The following is a 16344-nucleotide window of genomic DNA, read 5'->3' as shown; positions in this document are numbered from 1 at the left end:
CAGTCCAACCATTCACCGACACGAACGGACGTCAACGATGACTGTGCCTACACTTTCGGGCCAAGTGCCTGCCCGCGCGGCCGCCCGGCCCACCCTTGGAGCGCAGCTGCTGCGCCGCAAGCCCATCGCGCAGATGGTCAACGAGGCCGAGTCCGGCCAGGGCGGACCCCGTCTTGTCCGCAGCTTCGGCGTCCTGCAGCTGACCATGATCTCCGTGGGCGCGACGCTGGGCACGGGCATCCTGGTGATCCTGGGTGAATCCGTGCCGCTGGCCGGTCCCGCCATCTGGATCTCGTTTGCGATCGCAGGGCTCGCCGCGCTGCTGTCCGCGGTGTCGTACGCGGAGATGGCCGGGCTGGTGCCCGTGTCCGGCTCCAGCTACTCCTACACCTACGCCACCATGGGCGAGGGCATGGCCTGGATCTGTGGCTGGTGCCTGGTCCTTGAATACGCGGTGTCCGTAGCCGCCGTTGCCGTTGGCGCCGGGCAGTACGTGAACGAGAGCCTGGCTGTGTTCGGCACAGCGCTGCCGGACGCTTTCTCCCAGCCTCCGGGCGACGGCGGCATGGTCAACATCCCCGCGATGGTCATCGTGGTGCTGGCCACCGTCCTGCTGGTCCGGGGCGCGCAGGAAAGTGCCTGGATCAACACCGCGATTGTTGTGGTCAAGGTAGGTATCCTGCTCTTCTTCTGCGCCGTTGCCTTCACCGCCTTCAACGCAGGCAACTTCGAACCGCTGCTGCCGATGGGGGCCGCCGGTGTTTCTGCCGCCGCGTCCCGCGTTTTCTTCTCCTACATCGGCTTCGACGCCGCCTCAACTGCGGGCGAGGAGGCCCGCAACCCCAAGCGTGACCTGCCGCGCGCCATCATGCTCTCGATGCTGATCGTCACCACCATCTATGTGCTGGTGGCAGTGGCGGCGATCGGCGCCCGCCCCTGGGGATGGTTCGACGGGACCGAGGCCGCCCTGGTGAAGATCCTGGAAGAGATCACCGGTCAGCCCTGGATTGCCCTTGCCTTCGCCGTGGGCGCCGTCCTGGCCATCGCCAGCATTGTCCTGACCGTCCTCTACGGCCAGACCCGCATCCTGCTGTCAATGTCCCGCGACGGCCTTGTTCCTGCCGTATTCGGGCGCGTGTCCCACCGCACCGGCACCCCCGTCGCGGGAACGCTTCTGGTGGGGATCGCCGTCGCGCTGACCGCCGGACTCGTGCCGCTGGGCGCGCTGGCGGACGCCACCAGTATCGGTACCCTGTTCGCCTTCGCTCTGGTCAATGTGGCGGTCATCTACCTCCGCCGTACCCGGCCGGAACTGGAACGCAGCTTCCGGGTGCCGCTGTTCCCGCTCACTCCCATCCTCGGCGCCCTGATGTGCGGCTACCTGATGGCCAACCTCGGCGCGGAAACCTGGCTGACTTTCGCGGTGTGGATGCTGGTGGGCCTGGCAGCGTACTTCGGCTACGGACGGCGCAACTCCAGGGTGGCGGCACTGGACGAGGGGGAATACCGTGAATTGTCCGCCATCTCCATTTCCAACAAGTCCTGACCGCTCCCAGCCACGTACCGACGCCCCGAAACAACAAAAGGCAGACCCTCCATGACCACCGCCACCGAACTTCCGGCCCCCGACCCGTCCAGCACCTCCACTTCGACTGAGGAAGGCGTCAGCCGGCGCCCGGAAGAGCAAACCGCGCCCATCACCATGCTCAATCCGGACTTCCCGTTCAGTTACGACCACTACCTGGCACACCCGGAGGGCCTGGGGTCCGTGCCTGAAGAACTGTTGGGTACGGAGGTGGCTGTCGTTGGCGCCGGTTTATCCGGCCTGGTGACGGCGTATGAGCTGATGAAGCTGGGCCTGCGCCCGGTGGTGTATGAAGCGGACCGGATCGGCGGGCGGCTCCGCACCGCTGCCTTCCCGGCCGCCCCGGGCGTCGTGGCGGACCTGGGCGGCATGCGGTTCCCGGTCTCCGGCAAGGCGTTCTACCACTACGTCGACCTGCTGGGCCTCGAGACCCAGGATTTCCCGAACCCGCTCGCTGAGGCCACCTCCAGCACGGTGATCGAACTTGCGGGCAAGAAGCACTACGCCGAAAAGCCCAGTGACCTTCCGCCCTTCTTCCGCGAGGTTGCCGACGCTTGGAAATCCGCCGTGACTGACGGCGCCAAATTCGTCGAGATGCAGGACGCCATCCGGGCACGCGACACGGCACGGATCAAGGAATTGTGGAATGGGCTGCTGCCGCTGATGGACGAGCAGACGTTCTACGGATTCATAGCCGCGAACGAGTCCTTTAAGAAGGCAGGGTTCAGCCACCGGGAGGCCTTCGGTCAGGTGGGCTTCGGGACCGGCGGCTGGGACACGGATTTCCCCAATTCCATCCTGGAAATCCTGCGGGTGGTGTACACCGACGCGGACGATCAGCACCGGCTCATCCGCGGGGGCGCGCAACGTCTGCCGGAGGCACTGTGGCAGCACGCGCCGTCGGGCATGCGGCACTGGCCGGAGGGCACCTCCCTGGCTTCCCTTCATTCCGGTTCGCCCCGCGGCGCCGTGGGCAGGATCAGCCGCGGCCCTGACGGAAACCTGCGGATCCGCGAACGGTGGGGCCGGGAAGCCAGCTACCCGGCGGTGGTGACAACCTGCCAGTCCTGGCTGCTGTCCACGCGGATCCACACCGAAGAGGCGCTGTTCCCGGCGGAGCTGTGGAGCGCCATCGAACGATCGCACTACATGCAGTCGTCCAAGACATTCGTGATGGTCGACCGGCCGTTCTGGAAGGACATCGACCCCGACACAGGCCGCGAGGTGTTGTCCATGACGCTGACGGACCGGCTGAACAGGGCCACCTACCTCCTCGACAACGGCCCGGACAAACCGGCGGTGATCCTGCTGTCCTACACCTGGAACGATGATGCACTCAAGTGGCTTGCCCTGGACGCAGACGAGCGCGTGAAACTCATGCTGCATTCGCTGGAACAGATCTACCCCGGCGTGGACATTGCCAGTCACATCGTGGGCCAACCGATCACGGTGTCATGGGAAGCGGACCCCAACTTCATGGGTGCCTTCAAAGCAAACCTGCCCGGGCATTACCGCTACCAGCAGAGGCTGTTCACCCACTTCAAGCAGGACGGGCTGCCCGAATCCCAGCGCGGCATCTTCCTCGCCGGGGACGATGTTTCCTTCACCGCCGGCTGGGCCGAGGGAGCCGTCACCACCGGCCTCAACGCTGTGTGGGGCGTGGTGAAACACCTGGGGGGCTCCTCGGCGCCGGGGAACCCCGGTCCAGGCGAACTGCTGGACGCGATAGGCCCGATCTCACTGGACTAACCTGGCCCCGCGCCCGCAGGGGAGCGGGCGGGGAGCCTCGACTAGGTGTGGAGCTCCCGGTGCTGCGCCGCGAGCTCCACGTACCGCGCAGCATTGGCGCGCACGCCGTCGTACTCTTCCCCGGTGAGTTCGCGCCGCACCTTGGCGGGCACTCCGGCCACCAGGGAACGCGGCGGAATAATGGTGCCCTCGAGGACAACGGCGCCCGCGGCGACGAGCGAGCCGGCGCCGATCACCGCGCCGTTGAGGACGGTGGCGCCCATGCCGATGAGGCAGTCGTCCTCCACGGTGCAGCCATGGACGACGGCGGCGTGCCCCACACTGACCCGGGCCCCCACCGAGCAGGGGAAGCCGGGATCTGCGTGCAGCACCACGTTGTCCTGCAGGTTGGTGCCCTCGCCTACGGAGATGGGGGCCGTATCAGCCCGTACGGAAACGCCGTAGAACGCGCTGGACCCTGCTGCGAGCGTGGCGCTGCCGATGATGGACGCGGTGGGGGCGACGAAGGCGGAGTCGTGGACGGCCGGCGAAACGCCGGCAAAAGGATGGAGAGGAGCCATGGATTCACCCTAGGTCACTCAGGGGTGCGGCCGCTGCTCCCGGGCCAATGTGTCCGGCGGGCCGGCCGGAGGGCCCGGGGTGCGGAGGACCAGGAACTGGTAGTGCTGCGTCCATGCGCCCCGCCCCGGCCCTGACTCATCCCCGGTGCCCTCCGGCCAGGTGCGGAAGTGCTCCACCTCGCCATGCGCACTGAAGATCCGCATTACCGCCGCGTCGCTCCGTCGGCTGAAGAACCGGCGCGGCTCCTGGTCGTCCTCCGGGTTCAGGACTTCCTCATCATCCCCGGACCAGAGTCCGACGGCGATGGGTGAGCCGGGTGCGCACACCCGCACCAATTCACTGACGACGCCTCCGATCAGGATGTTGGGCACGTGCAACAGGGTGCTCATGGTCCACCCGGCAGAGAAGGAGCCGTCCAGGAACGGCAGGTTCCGCCCGCTGGCGACGCTGGCGTTCAGGCCTTTGGCTATGGCCAAGCGGACGCTCTCGCCGGAGAGGTCCACGCCGCAGTAGTGCAGGCCCGAGCGGACAAATTCAAGGCCTTCAACCCCGGTGCCACATCCGAGTTCGAAGACGGAGCGCCGGTGCTCGCTCTTGAGCAGCCGGATAAACCACTCCCGGCATGCGACGCGCTGTGGAGTACCGGCCCGTGTATTAACGGCCGGGGCCTGCCGGTCATAGAACAGCGCGAGGTCCGCCTCATGGTCCGCGTTCCGTGGTGCGTCAACCATGACTTCAGCATAAGACCGGGCGGCTGGCCGGTGGCTAGTTGAACACCACCGTCCGGTTTCCGTCCAGCAGGACCCGGTGTTCGGCATGCCACTGCACAGCCTGGACCAGAGTGCGCCCCTCGACGTCCCGGCCCATCTGCACGAACTGCTCCGGCGTGCGCGCGTGGTCCACACGGATGACTTCCTGCTCGATAATGGGCCCCTCATCCAGGGCTGCGGTCACATAGTGAGCCGTGGCGCCGATCAGCTTCACGCCGCGGGCGTGGGCCTGGTGGTATGGGCGGGCACCCTTGAAGGAGGGCAGGAACGAGTGGTGGATATTGATGGCCTGGCCGGTCAGTTCGGTGCACAGCTCATCGGAGAGGATCTGCATGTACCGGGCCAGCACGGTCAGCTCAATGCGGTGCTCGGCCATGATGGCGCGCAGCTTGTCCTCGGCCTCCGCCTTGGTCTCCGGGGTGACGGGAATGTAGTGGAAGGGGATGCCGTAGAACTCGGCCAGTCCGGCCAGGTCGCGGTGGTTGGACACGATGGCCGGAATTTCGATGGGCAGGGTTCCGCTGCGCTGCTGGAACAGGAGGTCGTTAAGGCAATGGGCGGATGTGCTGGCCATGACCAGCGTCCTAACCTTTTCGCCTACAGTGTCCAGGCTCCACTGCATGCCAAAAGCTTCTGCCACCGGCTCCAGGGCGGCCCGAAGCTCGGCTTTTGGGGCCGCCGTGGTTACCTCCACCCGCATGAAGAAGTTTCCGGTCGCCGGGCTGCCGTACTGCTGTGAGTCCGTAATATTGCACCCCGCCACCAGCAGGGCTCCGGCCACCGCGTGGACGATCCCGGGGCGGTCCGGGCAGGACAGGGTTACTACATGCGCTTGGGTCAGGTGGTCTTCACTCACACGTACAAGCCTACCCGCGGGTGAACCCCTCGGATTTGGTAGGCTGGAAGCGTCGCAACTGGCGTTGGGTGGCTAACCACCAGGGAGCGGCAATCACGAAGACCACGGATCGTACGCCTGGGCCGAGGGTCATGTTTTGCCGGAAGTGGGCTGCACCCCGTCAGTACCGCAGCACCATGACGTGCGCTGTCACACCTGTCATTGACAGGCCGCGACAGCGCGCCGGCCGGTAGCCTGACCTTAGCAGTGCCCTTACGCCTAGCGAGGAGTTCTCCGTGACTACACCAGCCACCTCAACCACCGCCGTCAGCAACCAGCCACTGGCTGAGCTTGACCCCGAAATCGCCGCAGTCCTGGACCAGGAGCTCGGCCGCCAGCGCGGCACCCTGGAAATGATCGCCTCCGAAAACTTCGCACCGCGTGCAGTCATGGAAGCCCAGGGTTCGGTCCTCACCAACAAGTACGCCGAGGGCTACCCGGGCCGCCGCTACTATGGCGGCTGCGAGTATGTCGACGTTGCCGAGCAACTGGCCATCGACCGGGTGAAGGCCCTGTTCGGCGCCGAATACGCCAACGTCCAGCCGCACTCCGGCGCGCAGGCCAACGCTGCTGCGCTCTCAGCAATGATCACCCCCGGCGACAAGATCCTGGGCCTGTCCCTGGCACATGGCGGCCACCTGACCCACGGCATGAAGCTGAACTTCTCCGGCAAGCTGTACAACGTTGCGGCCTACCAGGTGGAAGAGGACAACTTCCGCATCGACATGGACAAGCTCCGCGAGCAGGCTATCGCCGAGAAGCCGCAGGTGATCATCGCCGGCTGGTCCGCGTATCCCCGGCACCTGGACTTCGCTGCCTTCCGTTCCATCGCTGATGAGGTGGGTGCGCTGCTCTGGACCGACATGGCGCACTTCGCCGGCCTGGTGGCAGCAGGACTGCACCCAAGCCCGGTGCCGTACTCCGACGTCGTCACCTCCACGGTGCACAAGACCCTGGCGGGCCCCCGCTCCGGCGTGATCCTGGCCAAGGAGCAGTGGGCCAAGAAGCTGAACTCCAACGTCTTCCCGGGCCAGCAGGGCGGCCCGCTGATGCACGTCATCGCTGCCAAGGCGGTGGCCTTCAAGATTGCCGGAACCCAGGAATTCAAGGAGCGCCAGGAGCGTGTCCTGGAAGGCGCCCGCATTATCGCGGACCGCCTGAACCAGGCCGACGTCGCCGACGCGGGTGTCTCCGTGCTCACCGGCGGCACCGACGTGCACCTGGTGCTCGTCGACCTGCGGAACTCCCAGCTGGACGGCCAGCAGGCCGAGGACCTCCTGCACTCCGTGGGCATCACGGTCAACCGCAACGCGGTGCCGTTCGACCCGCGCCCGCCGATGGTCACCTCCGGCCTGCGCATCGGTACCCCCGCCCTTGCCACCCGCGGTTTCGGCGCCGCCGAGTTCACCGAGGTTGCCGAGATCATCGCCACCGCGCTGAAGGCCGGCACTGGCGCGGACGTCGAGGCCCTGCAGTCCCGCGTGGACAAGCTCGCCGCCGACTTCCCGCTGTACCCGCAGCACGAGCAGTGGTAACCAATGACTGAAACCAAAACCGCACAGATCCTTGACGGCAAGGCCACCGCCGCCGCCATCAAGGCCGAGCTGACCGAACGCGTGGCCGCACTCAAGGCCAAGGGCGTCACCCCCGGCATCGCCACTGTGCTGGTGGGCGCCGATCCTGCCTCGCAGCTGTATGTCTCCATGAAGCACAAGCAATCGGTGCAGATCGGCATGAACTCCATCCAGCGCGAGCTTCCGGCGGACGCCACCCAGGCCCAGGTGGAGGCCCTCATTGACGAACTCAATGCAGACCCTGCCTGCCACGGCTACATTGTCCAGCTGCCGCTGCCGAAGCATCTTGACACCGACGCCATCCTGGAGCGCATCGACCCCGCCAAGGACGCCGACGGGCTGCACCCGACCAACCTCGGCCGGCTGGTGCTGAACGTCAACGGTGAGATCACCACGCCGCTGCCGTGCACCCCCCGGGGCGTCATTGAGCTGCTCGAGCGCAATGGTTACAGCCTGGCCGGTAAGCACGTTGTGGTGGTGGGCCGCGGCGTGACGATCGGCCGTTCCATTGGGCTGCTGCTGACCCGACGGAACGTCAACGCCACCGTCACGCTCACCCACACCGGCACCACGAACCTGCCGGACCTGCTCCGGCAGGCGGACGTCATTGTGGGCGCGGCGGGCGTCAAGCACATCGTCAAGGCAGCGGACGTGAAGCCGGGCGCCGCCCTGCTGGACGTCGGTGTGACCCGCGAGACGGACCCGGAGTCCGGCAAGAGCAGGGTCCACGGCGACATCGATCCCGCCGCTGCGGAGGTGGCCGGCTGGATCTCGCCGAACCCCGGCGGAGTGGGCCCCATGACCGTGGCGCTGCTGATGACCAACGTGGTTGAAGCGGCAGAACGTGCGGCCGAGCACGCGGGTTAGCCACCACACCTGAAGTACGACGGCGGCGCCGCACCTTTCCCAGCGGAAGGCGCCGCGCCGCCGTCGTACGGATGCCCTACTTGAGCTGGCCTCGGATCTCGCCGCCGGGGAAAGTGGCGGTGTGGACGTTCACGTAGTAGCTGCGCGGGCTTTCCGCTATCGCCGCCAGCAGGGCGGGATCGGCCGTGGCGCAGGCTTGCACCACCCAGTCCGTGCCTGCTCCCACCGTGAGCGGAACAACCACCCCGCCTGCCTGGTTGCGTGGGGCGAAGTGGATGTGTGCGGCGGCGGCGGAGACCGACAGGTCGCGGGCTTCCAGCGTGTAGCAGAGCTGGTCCCCGGAGATGGTGTAGCTGAAGAATCCACTGGCACCGGTATTGGAACCGGTTACCTCCTGGGCCGTGTTGAGCGGGACAGCGGGGGTGCCGCCGGGCTTGGCCACGGCAGCGCTGCCGGAACCGAGAAGGGAAATGACGGCCGCGGCTGCTGCGGCGGTCCTGAATGCAGAGCGAGTCATGGTCTGGTCCTTTGCTTTGATTCCTGGGCATCCCCGGCCCGACCCAACGTACTCCTGCACTCTGGAGCGGACAAGGGGTTCCGGCTTCCCCACGTGCTGTTCGCCGCCGGTGGAAGGCGGCCGGAGCACCCGCAGTAATTTGAGAGAATGGGCTCATGCAATCTTTGGGCAACCCCTCTTCATCCTCCAAGTCCGCCAAGGCCGGATTTTCCCTGTTCCGGATCAGCGGTCCGGGCCTGATGGTCCTGGTGACCGCGTTCGTGGTGGCCGTGATCTTCGCGGCCAACCAGAACGACGTGGTGGGGTGGGTGGTTGCCGTCATCGCCTTTTTCTGGCTCGCCCTCGCTTCCTTTGTGGTGTTCAGCATCCAGAAGGCGGCCAAGAAGGCAGGCGCCAAGCTGACCGAAGCGCAGAACGCCTTCAGCACGGCTGCCGGGCGCGGCCCGTCCGCGCGGGCCGACCAGGGCGGGACCCGCGTCATCTACGAACGCACCGAAGCCGACGAGGTCCGCGACCTGAAACTGGACCACTCCTTCAAGATCGTCCAGGTGCAGGTCCGGGTGGTGGAGGACGAGCGCGCCAAAGGTGCTGCTGCCAACCAGGACACCATCAACCGCGCCCTGGAAACCATCGAGATTACGGCCACCAACGCCCGGGACATGATCAAGTCCTCAGGCGGCAGCGGCGAGCCGGTGACCGGAACCGTCATCGACTAGAGTGGAACGGGTGAGCTCGGCATTGAACAAGGACCACCTGCGCATCGCATCCGTGAATGTTAACGGCCTCCGGGCTGCGTTCCGCAACGGAATGGCAGCGTGGCTGGAGCCACGCGAAGTGGACATTCTCTGCCTGCAGGAAGTCCGCGCCCCGGACGCCATCGTGCGGCAGCTGCTCGGCGATGGCTGGCATATCCTGCACGCCGAAGCCGAAGCGAAAGGCCGGGCCGGCGTCGCCATCGCCTCCCGGGAGGAGCCGCTGGAAACCCGGAACGGCATCGGTGACGACTACTTCGCCACCGCCGGCCGCTGGGTGGAAGCCGATTTCCGCCTGCGGGACGCCGCGGGAAACCCGGTCCAGCTGACCGTCGCCAGCGCCTACGTGCACTCCGGCGAAGCCGGTACGACCAAGCAGGACGACAAGTTCCGGTTCCTGGATGTCATGACCACCCGGCTCCCGGAACTGGCCAAGCACAGCGACCACGCACTGGTGGTGGGTGACCTGAACGTAGCCCACACGGCCCGGGACATCCGGAATGCTAAAGGCAACGTCAAGAAGGCAGGCTTCCTCCCGGAAGAACGGGCCTACTTTGACCGGTTCCTCGGCGAGGAGATCGGCTGGCAGGACGTGCACCGTAACCTGGCCGGTGACATGGACGGCCCCTACACCTGGTGGTCCCAGCGCGGCAAGGCATTCGATAACGACACCGGCTGGCGCATCGACTACCACCTGGCCACCCCCGCCCTGGCCTCCGCCGCCATCTCCGCAGTGGTGGACCGCGCACCCTCGTGGGACACCCGGTTCTCCGACCACGCCCCGCTGGTAGTGGACTACCTGCTCTAACCTCCCCAGCTCCAAGCCACCCCAAAGGTTCCTTTACCCATGACTAGCCAGACTTCCCAGACTGCCAAGAAGCGCATCCTCTCCGGTGCCAAGCCCACCGCGGACTCCCTCCACCTGGGCAACTACATCGGCGCGGTGCGCAACTGGGTGGATATGCAGGCCGAGTACGATGCGGTCTTCTTCATCCCCGACCTGCATGCAGTCACCGTGGACTTCGACCCTGCGGAACTGGCCAAGCGCACCCGGATCGTCGCTGCCCAGTACATTGCCGCCGGCATCGACCCGGACAAGAGCATCTTCTTTGTCCAGTCCCACGTGCCCGAGCACGCGCAGCTGGCCTGGGCGCTGAACTGCATCACCGGGTTCGGCGAAGCGTCCCGTATGACCCAGTTCAAGGACAAGACCCAGAAATCCGGGGCGGACGCGGCGACACTGGGCCTCTTCGCCTACCCCACGCTGATGGCCGCGGACATCCTGCTGTACCAGACGGACCTGGTCCCGGTGGGCGAGGACCAGCGCCAGCACCTGGAACTGACCCGCAACCTGGCCCAGCGGTTCAACACCCGGTTCGGCCAGACCTTCACCGTTCCCGAGGCCACCATCATCAAGGAACGCGCCAAAATCTACGACCTGCAGAACCCCACCGCCAAGATGTCCAAGACGGGGGAGTCGCCCAACGGTGCCATCCAGCTGCTCGAGGACCCCAAGGTGGCGGCCAAGCGCATCAAGTCCGCCGTGACGGATGCCGGCACGGACATCCGCTTCGACGCCGAGGAAAAGCCGGGCGTCTCCAACCTGCTCACCATCTATTCGTCCCTCACCGGCAAATCCGTGGCCGATCTTGAAGCCGAGTACCAGGGCAAGATGTACGGCCACCTCAAGGTGGACCTGGCGGAGGTCGTTGTCGACTTCGTGACCCCGCTCCGGGACCGGACCAACGAGCTGATGGCGGACCCGGCGGAACTGGACCGGCTCCTGGCCAAGGGCGCCGAGCGGGCACGGGAGATCGCCACCGTCACGCTCGGCCAGGTCTATGACCGCATGGGCTTCCTGCCGTCCCTCAGCCTCGCCGGAGTCCGCTAGGGCAATGGACACCAGCGTAGGCGTCATCCTGGGGTTCCCGCCTGACATCGCGGAGGAACTGCAGCGCTGGCGGGCTTCCTTCGGGGATCCGCTGGCAACCGTGGTCCCGGCGCACATCACGCTGGTGACCACCACTCCCACCGATAACTGGGGGGCAACCTGCGATCACGTGCGCGAGGTGGCCCGCCGCCAGCGCCCCTTCACCATCACCATCGCCGGCACGGGGACCTTCCGGCCCGTATCCCCGGTGGTGTTCATCAATGTGGAGGAAGGGTTCGACGAGTGCGTTGAGCTGCATCGCCAGCTGCAACAGGGCCCCCTGGAACGTGACCTCCCGTTCGCATACCACCCCCACGTCACCATCGCACACGACGTCGCCCCCGAAAGCCTCGATGAGGCCGAAGCCGTGTTGCGGGACTATAGGGCCACCTTCCCCGTGGTTAGCATGGGACTCTACGAGCACGGTGCGGACGGCATCTGGCAGCTACGGGAAGAGCTGGACTTTGGGAGAGAAAACGACGACGACGGCGCCTCCCGGGCGGAGCGCGTCACCGGCAGTGCCGCCCCGGGCAGCCCGTCCCGGCGGGGCTAAGCGGCAGCCGCTTCCCACCGAACAGGCCCTGCTCCGGCTGGCCGTGATCCGGAAACGGATGGAGTGGGGCAAGTCGCGCCGGGCCGGCGCCGGCCCGCTCGCGAATGCCGTCGGCCTGGCCCAGTGGCTGCTGGCGCGGCTGAACGCCTTCCGTCCTATGCGCGCCTTCAAGCATTACACCCTGCAGCACGGCCCGCTGATGAGCGCGGGCATTGGCTTCAACATGTTCTTCTCCATCACGGGCCTCCTTGCCACCGGGTTTTCGATTGCCGGCCTGGTGCTTCGGGGCCAGCCTGCGCTCCTGGACACCGTGATCGAAAGCGTCGCCCAAAGTGCGCCCGGCCTGCTCAAGGTGAATGGCGGTGCCGGGCTGGTGGATCCGGATGACCTGCTGGATCCCGGCGGGCTGGGCTGGACGGCCCTGGTGGCTGCAGTGGTCACTGTCATCACCTCCCTCGGCTGGATCGCCGGCCTGCGCGACGGCCTCCGCGGCGTGCTTGAGCTGCCGCCGCTGCAGGTAAACCCCATCCTGATGAAGCTGCGGGACGCCGGGACGCTGCTTCTGCTCGGTGTTGCCCTGGTGATCAGTGCGGGTGCTTCGCTGATTTTCGGCACTGCGGCAGGCTGGGTAACGGATTTTCTCAAGCTCGATCCTGTCGTGGCCGGGCCGCTGACCACGTCCATCAAGATAGGCGTCCCGCTGGTACTGAACTGGTTCACCGCGCTGGTCATGTTCCGGCTGGCCGGCGGGCTGAAGCTGTCCCGGCGTGCCCTGCTGGAAGGGACGGTGCTGGCGGCGGTGGGCACCACGGTCCTGCAGATCTTCAGTACAGAACTGCTCGCCGGTGCCGGAAGGAACCCCATCCTGGCACCGTTCGCCATCATCATTGGGCTGCTGATCTGGTTCAACCTGGTCAGCCAGGTCTACCTGGTCTCAGCAGGATGGTCTGCGGTGCGTGAGGCCGACCTGCACTCCCTGCACACGGCGCAGGCCAAGGCCGCCTGGGGTTCACGGCAGGTGCAGCCTGGCAAAGTCCCCGGGCACGGCGGCGCCGCCGCAACAGCTACTGCGCGGCGTCGAGGTACTGGTCGGCCCAGGCAGCAATAATCCGGGCCGCGCGGGCGGCCTGGCCCTTCCCGGTGAGCAGGTGGTCGCTGCCCTCCAGGGAGACGAAGTTCCGCGGATGCCGGGCAGCCTGGAAGATGCTGCTGGCGTTCTCAATCCCCACGGTGTTGTCAGTGGGGGAGTGCAGCACCATCAGGGGTTTGTGCAGCTGCTTGATGCAGTCCGTAAGGTCCGCCTTTTCCAGGTCCTCCACGAAGTGCTTCCGGATCTCGACGCGCTTGCCGCCCAGGTCCACCTCTGCGCTTCCTTCGCTGAGGATCTTGTCCAGCGCCGCGTCGAAAACATGGGCCACATGCTTCGGCGAGAAGGGCGCCCCGACTGTTGCGACGGCGTCGAGCTCCGGTATGTGCCGTGCGGCGGAAAGGACCGCCGCGCCCCCGAAGGAGTGCCCCACGAGAAGGGAAATCTGCCTGCCTTCGCTGCGCATGAATTCGGCGGCCTTAACGGTGTCTGCCACCTTGTGGCTGAAGGAACCGGCAGACCATTCGCCGGCGGATTCACCCAGCCCGAGGTTGTCGAAGCGCAGCATGCCCACGCCGGCGTCCGCCAGGGCCTTGCACATCCTCGAAGCGGACGGGCTGTCCTTGCCCAGGGTAAAGCCGTGGGAGAACACACCCCAGCCTTTCACCGGGCCTTCCGGAACGTCGATGATGCCAGAGAGCATCTCGCCGGTGGAACCCTCGAAGGTGACTTTTTCGGAGCGGGACAAAGCGTCCCCTTTCGTTTGTACGGATGCTCTATCACTTTTGGTGCCTAAAACCTCGGTTTAGGAACCAAAAGTGATAGAGCAAGCGGGGGTGATAAAACGACGACGGCGCCAGTCCCCTCGTGCGGGGACGGCGCCGTCGTCTTGATGGGCCTAAGTCAGATCTTGCGGGACAGGATGGCCTGCTTGACCTCGGCGATGGCCTGGGTGACCTGGATGCCGCGGGGGCATGCCTCCGAGCAGTTGAAGGTGGTGCGGCAGCGCCACACACCTTCCTTATCGTTCAGGATCTCCAGGCGCATGTCGCCTGCGTCATCACGGGAGTCGAAGATGAAGCGGTGGGCGTTCACGATCGCGGCCGGGCCGAAGTACTGCCCGTCAGTCCAGAAGACCGGGCAGGAGGAGGTGCACGCGGCGCACAGGATGCACTTGGTGGTGTCGTCGAAACGCTCGCGGTCCTCGGCGGACTGCCGGCGCTCCCGGGTGGGTTCGTGGCCCTTGTTGATCAGGAACGGCATGACCTCGCGGTAGGACTGGAAGAACGGTTCCATGTCCACGATGAGATCCTTCTCCACCGGCAGGCCCTTGATGGGCTCGACCGTGATGGGCTTGGACGTGTCCAGGTCCTTCAGAAGGGTCTTGCAGGCAAGGCGGTTGCGGCCGTTGATACGCATGGCATCCGATCCACAGACGCCGTGGGCGCAGGAGCGGCGGAAGGACAGGCTGCCGTCCATCTCCCATTTGACCTTGTGCAGGGCATCCAGCACGCGGTCCGTGCCATACATGGTGAGGTGGTAGTCGTCCCACGTGGCATCCGCGGAAACCTCCGGGTTGTACCGGCGGACGCGCAGGTGCACATCGAACGTCGGGATTTCGCCGCCCCCGCCGACGCCGGCAGGCAGTTCAATCTTTGAGGCTGGCTCAGCGATTTCAGCGGTCATCTTAGTACTTCCTCACCATCGGCTCGTAGCGGGTAAAGACAACCGGCTTGGTGGCCAGGCGGATGCCGGCAATAGATTCCGCCGATCCGTCAGCCGGGGCGTGGTCGTCCTTGTACGCCATGGAGTGCTTCATGAATTTCTCGTCGTCGCGGTCCGGGAAGTCCTCGCGGAAGTGTCCGCCGCGGGATTCCTCGCGGTGCAGGGCAGCCACGGTCATGACCTTGGCCAGTTCCAGCAGGAAGCCGAGCTCAACGGCCTCGAGCAGGTCCAGGTTGAAGCGCTTGCCCTTGTCCTGGACGTTGATCCGCTTGTACCGCTCCTCGAAGGACGCAATGTCGCGCAGGACCTGGTTCAGGGTGTCAGCGGTGCGGAACACCTGCATGTTGGCGTCCATGGTGTCCTGCAGTTCCTTGCGGATCTGGGCCACCTTTTCGTCGCCGGTGCCGTTGCGGGCAATGTCCAGCAGTTCCGTGGTGTAGGCCAGCGGGTTCTCCGGCAGATCCACGAAGTTGGCGGTCTTGGCGTACTCCGCGGCGGCGATGCCGGCACGCTTGCCGAACACGTTGATGTCCAGCAGTGAGTTGGTGCCCAGGCGGTTGGAGCCGTGAACGGACACGCAGGCCACTTCGCCGGCTGCGTACAGGCCGGGGACCACGGTGTCGTTGTCCTGGAGGACCTCGGTCTCGATGTTCGTGGGGATGCCGCCCATGGCGTAGTGGGCCGTGGGGAACACCGGAACGGGCTCGGTGTAGGGCTCGACGCCCAGGTAGGTGCGCGCGAACTCGGTGATGTCCGGAAGCTTCGCGTCGATGTGGGCGGGCTCCAGGTGGGTCAGGTCCAGGAGGACGTAGTCCTTGTTGGGGCCGCAGCCGCGGCCTTCGCGGACTTCGTTGGCCATGGAGCGGGCCACGATGTCACGGGGCGCCAGGTCCTTGATGGTAGGCGCGTAGCGCTCCATGAAGCGCTCACCCTCGGAGTTGCGCAGGATGGCGCCTTCACCGCGGGCAGCCTCGGAGAGGAGGATGCCCAGGCCGGCCAGGCCGGTCGGGTGGAACTGGAAGAACTCCATGTCCTCCAGGGGGATGCCGCGGCGGAACGCGATGCCCATCCCGTCGCCGGTGAGGGTGTGGGCGTTGGACGTGGTCTTGAAAACCTTGCCCGCGCCGCCGGAGGCGAACACCACGGACTTGGCCTGGAACACGTGCAGTTCACCGGAGGCGAGGTCGTAGGAGACCACGCCGGCAACGCGCTTCTGCCTGTACGGGGTGCCGTCTTCGCGGACTGCGTCTTCCTCGACCGTCAGCAGGTCCAGGACGTAGTACTCGTTGTAGAACTCCACGTTGTGCTTGACGCAGTTTTGGTACAGCGTCTGCAGGATCATGTGGCCGGTGCGGTCGGCGGCGTAGCACGCACGGCGGACCGGAGCCTTGCCGTGGTCGCGGGTGTGGCCACCGAAGCGGCGCTGGTCGATCCGGCCTTCGGGCGTGCGGTTGAACGGCAGGCCCATCTTCTCCAGGTCCAGGACGGCGTCGATCGCTTCCTTGGCCATGACCTCTGCGGCGTCCTGGTCCACCAGGTAGTCGCCGCCCTTGACGGTGTCGAAGGTGTGCCATTCCCAGTTGTCTTCCTCGACATTGGCAAGGGCCGCACACATGCCACCCTGCGCCGCACCGGTGTGCGAGCGGGTGGGGTAGAGCTTGGTCAGTACTGCTGTGCGCGCGCGCTGACCGGATTCGATCGCGGCGCGCATGCCAGCGCCACCGGCACCGACGATGACGACGTCGTACTTATGGACCTGCATACCAGACGCTCTTTCTC

General features: G+C 66.1%; 16 protein-coding genes. 9 read left to right on the top strand and 7 right to left on the bottom strand.

What is annotated here, in order from left to right:
* Window positions 1-37: 37 nt before the first annotated feature.
* Both ACIQC0_RS01650 and ACIQC0_RS01645 read left to right on the top strand, forming a co-directional pair.
* Window positions 38-1546: an amino acid permease gene (locus tag ACIQC0_RS01650; protein WP_400532287.1), complete on the top strand. Its 1509-nt coding sequence runs from the start codon at window positions 38-40 to the stop codon at window positions 1544-1546.
* A gap of 51 nt (window positions 1547-1597) precedes the next feature.
* Window positions 1598-3334, top strand: a complete 1737-nt coding sequence (locus ACIQC0_RS01645) for a flavin monoamine oxidase family protein (RefSeq protein ID WP_377215258.1) — start codon at window positions 1598-1600, stop codon at window positions 3332-3334.
* A 41-nt stretch (window positions 3335-3375) separates the two neighbouring features.
* Here ACIQC0_RS01645 and ACIQC0_RS01640 read toward each other — a convergent pair whose 3' ends face one another.
* Genes ACIQC0_RS01640 through purU form a run of 3 tightly spaced genes read right to left on the bottom strand, consistent with a single transcriptional unit; the run spans window position 3376 to window position 5521 of the window.
* Window positions 3376-3894, bottom strand: a complete 519-nt coding sequence (locus tag ACIQC0_RS01640; RefSeq protein WP_377215259.1) for a gamma carbonic anhydrase family protein — start codon at window positions 3892-3894, stop codon at window positions 3376-3378.
* 18 nt (window positions 3895-3912) lie between these two features.
* The gene (locus ACIQC0_RS01635; RefSeq protein ID WP_400532286.1) at window positions 3913-4626 is read right to left on the bottom strand and encodes a class I SAM-dependent methyltransferase; all 714 of its coding nucleotides are present in this window, start codon (window positions 4624-4626) and stop codon (window positions 3913-3915) included.
* 34 nt (window positions 4627-4660) lie between these two features.
* Entirely contained in the window at window positions 4661-5521 is an 861-nt protein-coding gene (purU, locus tag ACIQC0_RS01630) for a formyltetrahydrofolate deformylase (RefSeq protein WP_377215261.1), read from the bottom strand.
* Window positions 5522-5796: 275 nt separating this feature from the next.
* Between purU and glyA the strand changes: the two genes are divergently transcribed.
* Window positions 5797-7095, top strand: coding sequence for a serine hydroxymethyltransferase (gene glyA / locus ACIQC0_RS01625; RefSeq protein ID WP_400532285.1), 1299 nt, complete (start codon window positions 5797-5799; stop codon window positions 7093-7095).
* Between the two features lie 3 nt (window positions 7096-7098).
* Window positions 7099-8001 carry a bifunctional methylenetetrahydrofolate dehydrogenase/methenyltetrahydrofolate cyclohydrolase gene (locus ACIQC0_RS01620; RefSeq protein ID WP_377215263.1) on the top strand — a complete coding sequence of 301 codons (903 nt, stop codon included), beginning with the start codon at window positions 7099-7101 and terminating at the stop codon, window positions 7999-8001.
* A gap of 76 nt (window positions 8002-8077) precedes the next feature.
* Here the strand turns inward: ACIQC0_RS01620 and ACIQC0_RS01615 are convergent, their stop codons facing one another.
* The gene (locus ACIQC0_RS01615) at window positions 8078-8518 is read right to left on the bottom strand and encodes a CHRD domain-containing protein (RefSeq protein ID WP_377215264.1); all 441 of its coding nucleotides are present in this window, start codon (window positions 8516-8518) and stop codon (window positions 8078-8080) included.
* A gap of 155 nt (window positions 8519-8673) precedes the next feature.
* On the opposite strand from ACIQC0_RS01615, the gene ACIQC0_RS01610 reads away from it, so the two are divergent.
* The 5 genes from ACIQC0_RS01610 to ACIQC0_RS01590 are packed head-to-tail and all read left to right on the top strand — an operon-like array spanning window position 8674 to window position 12861.
* Window positions 8674-9234 (top strand): hypothetical protein, encoded by a 561-nt coding sequence (locus ACIQC0_RS01610; protein ID WP_377215265.1) that lies wholly within the window; start codon window positions 8674-8676, stop codon window positions 9232-9234.
* 10 nt (window positions 9235-9244) lie between these two features.
* Complete coding sequence (locus ACIQC0_RS01605; protein WP_377215266.1) at window positions 9245-10078, top strand: exodeoxyribonuclease III; 834 nt, start codon at window positions 9245-9247, stop codon at window positions 10076-10078.
* A gap of 39 nt (window positions 10079-10117) precedes the next feature.
* Complete coding sequence (trpS, locus tag ACIQC0_RS01600) at window positions 10118-11161, top strand: tryptophan--tRNA ligase (RefSeq protein ID WP_377215267.1); 1044 nt, start codon at window positions 10118-10120, stop codon at window positions 11159-11161.
* Window positions 11162-11165: 4 nt separating this feature from the next.
* The gene (locus ACIQC0_RS01595; protein WP_377215268.1) at window positions 11166-11753 is read left to right on the top strand and encodes a 2'-5' RNA ligase family protein; all 588 of its coding nucleotides are present in this window, start codon (window positions 11166-11168) and stop codon (window positions 11751-11753) included.
* 58 nt (window positions 11754-11811) lie between these two features.
* A complete protein-coding gene (locus tag ACIQC0_RS01590; RefSeq protein ID WP_377215507.1) occupies window positions 11812-12861 on the top strand; it encodes a YihY/virulence factor BrkB family protein in 1050 nt (349 codons plus the stop codon).
* On the opposite strand, the gene ACIQC0_RS01585 is transcribed toward ACIQC0_RS01590, so the two are convergent.
* The 3 genes from ACIQC0_RS01585 to sdhA form a co-directional block, all read right to left on the bottom strand.
* Window positions 12818-13588 (bottom strand): alpha/beta hydrolase family protein, encoded by a 771-nt coding sequence (locus ACIQC0_RS01585; protein WP_377215269.1) that lies wholly within the window; start codon window positions 13586-13588, stop codon window positions 12818-12820. The genes ACIQC0_RS01590 and ACIQC0_RS01585 overlap by 44 nt on opposite strands.
* A gap of 155 nt (window positions 13589-13743) precedes the next feature.
* Window positions 13744-14526, bottom strand: a complete 783-nt coding sequence (locus ACIQC0_RS01580; RefSeq protein WP_400532284.1) for a succinate dehydrogenase iron-sulfur subunit — start codon at window positions 14524-14526, stop codon at window positions 13744-13746.
* Window position 14527: 1 nt separating this feature from the next.
* Window positions 14528-16327: a succinate dehydrogenase flavoprotein subunit gene (gene sdhA / locus ACIQC0_RS01575; RefSeq protein WP_377215271.1), complete on the bottom strand. Its 1800-nt coding sequence runs from the start codon at window positions 16325-16327 to the stop codon at window positions 14528-14530.
* Window positions 16328-16344: the final 17 nt, after the last annotated feature.

The organism is Pseudarthrobacter sp. NPDC092419, assembly GCF_044755045.1.
GTDB lineage: Bacteria > Actinomycetota > Actinomycetes > Actinomycetales > Micrococcaceae > Arthrobacter.
The sequence above is the reverse complement of the archived record's forward strand: the minus strand, read 5'-3'. Positions and strand labels throughout refer to the sequence as shown.